Raw genomic sequence first — 5,444 nt, 5'->3', positions numbered from 1 at the left:
CCTGCGTGGACAAGGGCTGCGACCTGGCCGACCTGTCGTTGGACGACCTGCGTGCCTTCTCCGGGCTGATCGGTGACGACGTGTTTGCCGTGTTGACGCTGGAAGGCTCGGTGGCCGCACGTGACCACATCGGCGGCACCGCACCCAACCAGGTGCGCGCAGCCATTGCGCAACTGCGCAAGGAACTGAACTAAGTACCATCTCGCACCACCCTCGTCCGCTGGCCGGACGACATTCGCATGCCGCTGTGGCGCGCCCTACCCGGGCGCGTTGCAGCGGGTTGTAATCGCTGGCGCAGCCTGCCTTTTCGGGTATGCTGTGGCGGCTGTATCGAAAGAGACCACACAACGGTCTTCAGAGGATGGAGCACAAGTCCCGGCCATCCCGGGCGTCTTTTGCATCATCCTCGATGAAGGAATCGCCACATGACGTCGCGCCGCGCTGTTGCGCACGGCGCTCCGTGATGCGGACGATTTCTACAATATCTAACTGAGGAGAGAACTCGATGCAATTCAATACCATGCTCAAGACCATTCCGGCCCTGCTGATCGGTGCCACCCTGTCCTCGGCTGCGCTGGCCGCCGACATCAAGCTGGGCGTGGCCGAAGCCCTGACCGGCCCGGCCGCCAAGTATGGCGTGGCCATCAAGAACGGCTTCACGCTGGCTTCCGAAGAAATCAATGCCAAGGGCGGCGTCAACGGCGACAAGCTGGCCCTGGTGATCGAAGACGAACAAGGCAAGAAGGAAGAAGCCATCAACGTCTTCAAGAAGCTGATCTTCCAGGACAAAGTACTGGCCGTCTTCGGCCCCACCCTGTCGAACTCGGCCTTCGCTGCCGACCCGATCGCCAACGCCGCCAAGGTCGTGGTGTTCGGCACCAGCAATACCGCTGACGGCATCACTGCCATGGGTCCCTTCACCTTCCGCAATTCCGTGATGGAAGCCGACGTGCTGCCCGTCACCGTCAAGGCGGCCGTGAAGCACTTCGGCATCAAGAAGGTTGCCGTGATCTACGGTAACGACGACGCCTTCACCAAGTCCGGCTATGACGTCTTCAAGGCCACCCTGGAACAGCAGAAGATCCCCGTCACCACCACCGAGGCCTATGCCAAGGGTGACGTCGACTTCAAGGCCCAGCTGACCAAGATCAAGGCCGGCAATCCGGATGCCATCGTCTGCTCCTGCCTGGCTGAAGAAGCCGCCAACATCATCCTGCAAACCCGCGCGCTGGGCATGAAGCAGCCCTTCATCGGCGGCAACGGCCTGAACTCGCCGAAGCTGTTCGAGATCGCCAAGGATGCCGGCGACAACACCCTGATGGGCAGCCCGTGGTCGGCCGAGAACCAGACCCCGGCCAACAAGGCGTTCATTGCCGCCTACAAGGCCAAGTTCGGTTCCGACCCTGACCAGTTCGCCGCGCAAGCCTATGACGCCATGTACATCATGGCCGATGCGATCAAGAGCGTGAAGCTCTCCGGCAACCTGGCCAAGGACCGTGACGCCGTGCGCGCCGCACTGCCGGCAGTCAAGATCGACGGCGCCACCGGCAAGTTCGCCTTCCGCGCAGCACCGGCGGTGGCAGGCAAGCAGGTCGGCTTCGATGCAGACCAGGAAGCCATCGTCAACATCGCCAAGGGCGGCAAGTTCGTCCTGCTGAAGTAAGCACGCCGTGTGACGCAGGCTGGGTGGCCTGCCGGGCAACCGGCAAGCCACCCGCAAGCGACGCTCACCCGGGCACAGCCGGCAACAGCCGCCGGCTGCCCGCCTGGGAGGGGATATGAAGCAAATCGCCAGGCCGGAACGGGGAACCACCAACTGCCGCATGACGCGGGCGAGTTGAACCCGGCACTACGACGCAACGAGGGAGGGCCCCGCGCAGCATGCACAGTCGTGCAAATTTGCCGGCGCGGCGCATGGTCTCCCATCACCTATCGCAGGTTCCAATGTTAGAACAACAGCTCATCAATGCCCTTTCGCTGGGCAGCGTGTACGCGCTCTTCGCGCTCGGATTCACGCTGGTCTTCGGCGTTCTGGGCGTGATCAATCTTTCGCACGGCGCCATCTTCATGCTGGGCAGCTATGCCGCCCTGCTGCTGGTGGAGCAGATGGCCCTCCCCCTGTGGGTGGCGCTGCTGCTGGCCATGGTGGCCACCGGTACCCTCGGCCTCATTATCGACGTGCTGGTCCTGAAGCCACTGCGCAAACGAAATGCGCCCCACCTGATCCCCATGATCGCCACCATTGGCGTGGCCATCATGATCACCAACATCTCGCAGGGCATCTTCGGTGCCGAGAACAAGCGCTTCCCCCAGGGCACCATCCCTGAAGACAGCGTGAGCCTGGGCAACCTGCACATCACCGCCGTGCAGGTGGCGATCATCGTGATCGCCTTCGTGCTGATGGTGGTGCTGCTGGGCGTGATGCGCAAGACCCAGCTCGGCCGCGCGCTGCGCGCCATCGCCGAGTCGCCCAAGGCGGCTTACCTGCTGGGCATCAACGTCGAAGGCCTGTTCCTGCTGACCTCCTTTGCCGCTGCGGCCCTGGGTGGTGCGGCCGGCGTGCTGGTGGGCGTGTCCTTCAATGCGATCTCGCCCTTCATGGGACAGCCAATGCTGCACAAGGGCATCGCCGTCATCATCCTGGGCGGCATGGGCGATATCCGTGGCGCCATGATCGGCGGCCTCTTCCTCGGCTTTGCCGAGGTGCTGACGGTGGCCTATATCTCCAGCGACTTCCGCGATGCGGTGGCGTTCGGCCTCCTGTTCCTGATCCTGCTGGTAAAACCCTCCGGCATGTTTGGCAAAGTGCTGGAAAGGAAGGCATAAGATGGGCTTCATGGAATGGTGGGATGGCTTCTGGGCCACCTACAACACAGTCATTTTCAGCATCGGCGTCAACGCCATGCTGGCACTCTCGATCTACGTCACCCTGTCCTGCGGCCTGCTGTCGCTGGCCAATGCGGCCTTCATGGGCATCGGTGCTTACACCGCATCGTTGTTGACGATGCAGTTCGACATGCCCTTCCCTATCGCCCTGGCGGCAGGCGGCGTACTGCCCTCGCTGGTGGCGCTGGTGATCGGCATCCCGACGCTGCGCCTCTCGGGCGTCTATCTGGCCATGGCCACGCTGGGCTTTGGCGAAGTGGTCCGCGTGATCGTCCTCAACCTGGAGATCACCGGTGGCCCGATGGGCCTCAATGGCGTGCCGCCGATCACCGAGTGGTGGCACATCGTGCTGCTGCTGGGTGTGACGATCTATGCGCTGGCCCGCCTGCGCCGCTCCAAGACCGGGCGCGCCTTCGAGGCCATCAAGGAAGATGAAGTCGCAGCGCGTCTGATGGGCGTGAACGTGGCCGGCTACAAGCTGTTGGCCTTCGTCATCGGCGCAGCCATTGCGGGTGTCGCTGGTGGCCTCAACGCGCACTTCACCTTCACCATCGGCCCCAACAACTATGGTTTCGAGAACGCGGTCGACATCCTGACCATGGCCGTCTTCGGTGGCACCAGCAACCTGATCGGTCCGATGATCGGCTCGACGATTCTTTCGCTGCTGCCGGAAGTGCTGCGTCATTTCAAGGACTTCCGCCTGGCCATCAATGGCCTGATCCTGATCCTGGTGGTGCTGTACCTGCCCAAGGGCATCTGGGACCCGCGCCGCATCCGCGCCTTCCTGGGCCGCAACGCTGAGAAGAAGGTGAAGTAATGCTTTTACAACTGAACGACATCAGCAAGAACTTCGGCGGCCTGCAAGTGCTGCAGGGTGTGAACTTCAACGTCAAGGAAGGCGAGATCTTCGGCCTGATCGGCCCCAACGGTGCCGGCAAGACCACGGTCTTCAACCTCATCACGGGTCTGCTGCGCGCCTCCTCCGGCAGCATCCGTTTCAATGACGACGACATCGGCGCCGTCGCCCCGCACAAGATCACCGAGCGCGGCATTGCCCGCACCTTCCAGAACATCCGCGTGTTCAAGGAAATGACACTGCTGGAGAACGTGGTGGTCGGCATGCACGAGCACCTGAACTATGGCGTGGCCAGCATGCTCTTCAATCTCGGCGGCTTCCGCCGTGCCGAGCAGGAAGCCCGTGAACGTGCGCTGGAACTGCTGTCCTGGGTGCGCCTGGATCACAAGGCGCACATGCTGGCCGACAGTCTTTCCTATGGCGAGCAGCGCAAGCTGGAGTTCGCGCGTGCGCTGGCGACCAAGCCCAAGCTGCTGTTGCTGGACGAGCCGGTGGCCGGCATGAACCCGGCCGAGAAGACCGAGCTGATGAGCGAGATCGTCAACATCAAGGCGCGCGGTTTCACCATCTTCATGATCGAGCATGACATGCGTTTCGTCATGGGCCTGTGCGAGCGCATTGCGGTGCTGAACTTCGGCAAGATCATCGCCGAGGGCACCCCGGACCAGATCAAGAACAACCAGGAAGTGATCGAGGCCTATCTCGGCAAGGAAGAAGCATGAGCGCCAGCGGCAACAAGCAACCCATTCTGCAGGTCGAGGACCTGGCGGTGGCCTATGGCCACATTGAAGCGGTCAAGGGCATCAGCCTGTCCCTGAACGAAGGCGAGATCACCGCGCTGGTCGGTGCCAATGGCGCCGGCAAGAGCACGTCGCTGCTGGCCATTTCCGGCCTGGTGAAGGCGCAGCGTGGCCGTGTGCTGCTCAACGGGCAGGACCTGCTGCAGATGTCACCGCACCGCATCGTCGAATCCGGCGTGGTGCAGGTGGCGGAAGGCCGTGCGACGTTGACCACGCTGACCGTGGAAGAGAACCTGGCCCTGGGCGCTTATACGCGCAAGGACAAGGAAGGCGTGGCGCGTGATCTGGAGTGGGTGTATTCCCTCTTCCCGGTCTTGAAGAACCGTGCGGCCGGACTGGCGGGCAATCTCTCGGGTGGTGAGCAGCAGATGCTGGCGATTGGCCGTGCGCTGATGGCCAAGCCCAAGGTCTTGTTGCTGGATGAACCGTCGATGGGGCTGGCCCCGTTGATCATCCAGGAAATCTTCCGCATCGTGCAGGAGATCAACAAGACCGGCATGACCGTGCTGCTGGTGGAACAGAACGTGCGCCAGGCGCTGCGCATTGCGCAACGCGGCTATGTGCTGGAGACGGGCAAGATCGTGCTGGAGGATAGCGGTGCGAATCTGCTGGGCAATCCGAAGGTGGTGGAGGCTTATCTGGGGGGCTGATGCGCTTGATCTGTTGCATGTGACGGGGCTGGAGAAAAAATAATAAAAAATTTCTCAATTAGGTGTTGACCATCAGCCTGATAGGCCTTAATATGCAGCCTCTTTCAAGCACAGCAAGTCACCGCTGATGCCAGAAGGCCCACGTGGCGGAATTGGTAGACGCGCATGGTTCAGGTCCATGTGCCGCGAGGTGTGGGGGTTCGAGTCCCTCCGTGGGCACCAAAACAAAAAAGGTCGGTTGATGAAAATCAA

General features: G+C 62.0%; 5 protein-coding genes, 1 tRNA gene and 1 pseudogene. All 7 read left to right on the top strand.

Annotation, left to right across the window (positions count from 1 at the left end; translation table 11 throughout):
* Positions 1-194, top strand: a pseudogene (locus B3873_RS09145) (argininosuccinate lyase); the annotation flags it as partial.
* A 311-nt stretch (positions 195-505) separates the two neighbouring features.
* A complete protein-coding gene (locus B3873_RS09140; protein ID WP_034335504.1) occupies positions 506-1,663 on the top strand; it encodes an ABC transporter substrate-binding protein in 1,158 nt (385 codons plus the stop codon).
* 281 nt (positions 1,664-1,944) lie between these two features.
* Complete coding sequence (locus B3873_RS09135) at positions 1,945-2,826, top strand: branched-chain amino acid ABC transporter permease (protein ID WP_034335502.1); 882 nt, start codon at positions 1,945-1,947, stop codon at positions 2,824-2,826.
* Between the two features lies 1 nt (position 2,827).
* The gene (locus tag B3873_RS09130; RefSeq protein ID WP_034335500.1) at positions 2,828-3,703 is read left to right on the top strand and encodes a branched-chain amino acid ABC transporter permease; all 876 of its coding nucleotides are present in this window, start codon (positions 2,828-2,830) and stop codon (positions 3,701-3,703) included.
* Positions 3,703-4,464: an ABC transporter ATP-binding protein gene (locus B3873_RS09125; RefSeq protein ID WP_039785419.1), complete on the top strand. Its 762-nt coding sequence runs from the start codon at positions 3,703-3,705 to the stop codon at positions 4,462-4,464. Before B3873_RS09130 ends, B3873_RS09125 begins: the two co-directional genes overlap by 1 nt.
* Positions 4,461-5,192 carry an ABC transporter ATP-binding protein gene (locus B3873_RS09120; protein ID WP_039785417.1) on the top strand — a complete coding sequence of 244 codons (732 nt, stop codon included), beginning with the start codon at positions 4,461-4,463 and terminating at the stop codon, positions 5,190-5,192. The genes B3873_RS09125 and B3873_RS09120 overlap by 4 nt, the downstream gene beginning before the upstream one ends.
* 137 nt (positions 5,193-5,329) lie before the next feature.
* Positions 5,330-5,414: transfer RNA gene (locus B3873_RS09115), tRNA-Leu, on the top strand.
* Positions 5,415-5,444 lie beyond the last annotated feature (30 nt).

Source organism: Herbaspirillum sp. UBA812 (assembly GCF_002296545.1).
GTDB lineage: Bacteria > Pseudomonadota > Gammaproteobacteria > Burkholderiales > Burkholderiaceae_D > Herbaspirillum > Herbaspirillum huttiense.
Note: the sequence above shows the minus strand (reverse complement) of the source record. Positions and strands in the feature narration are given on the sequence as shown.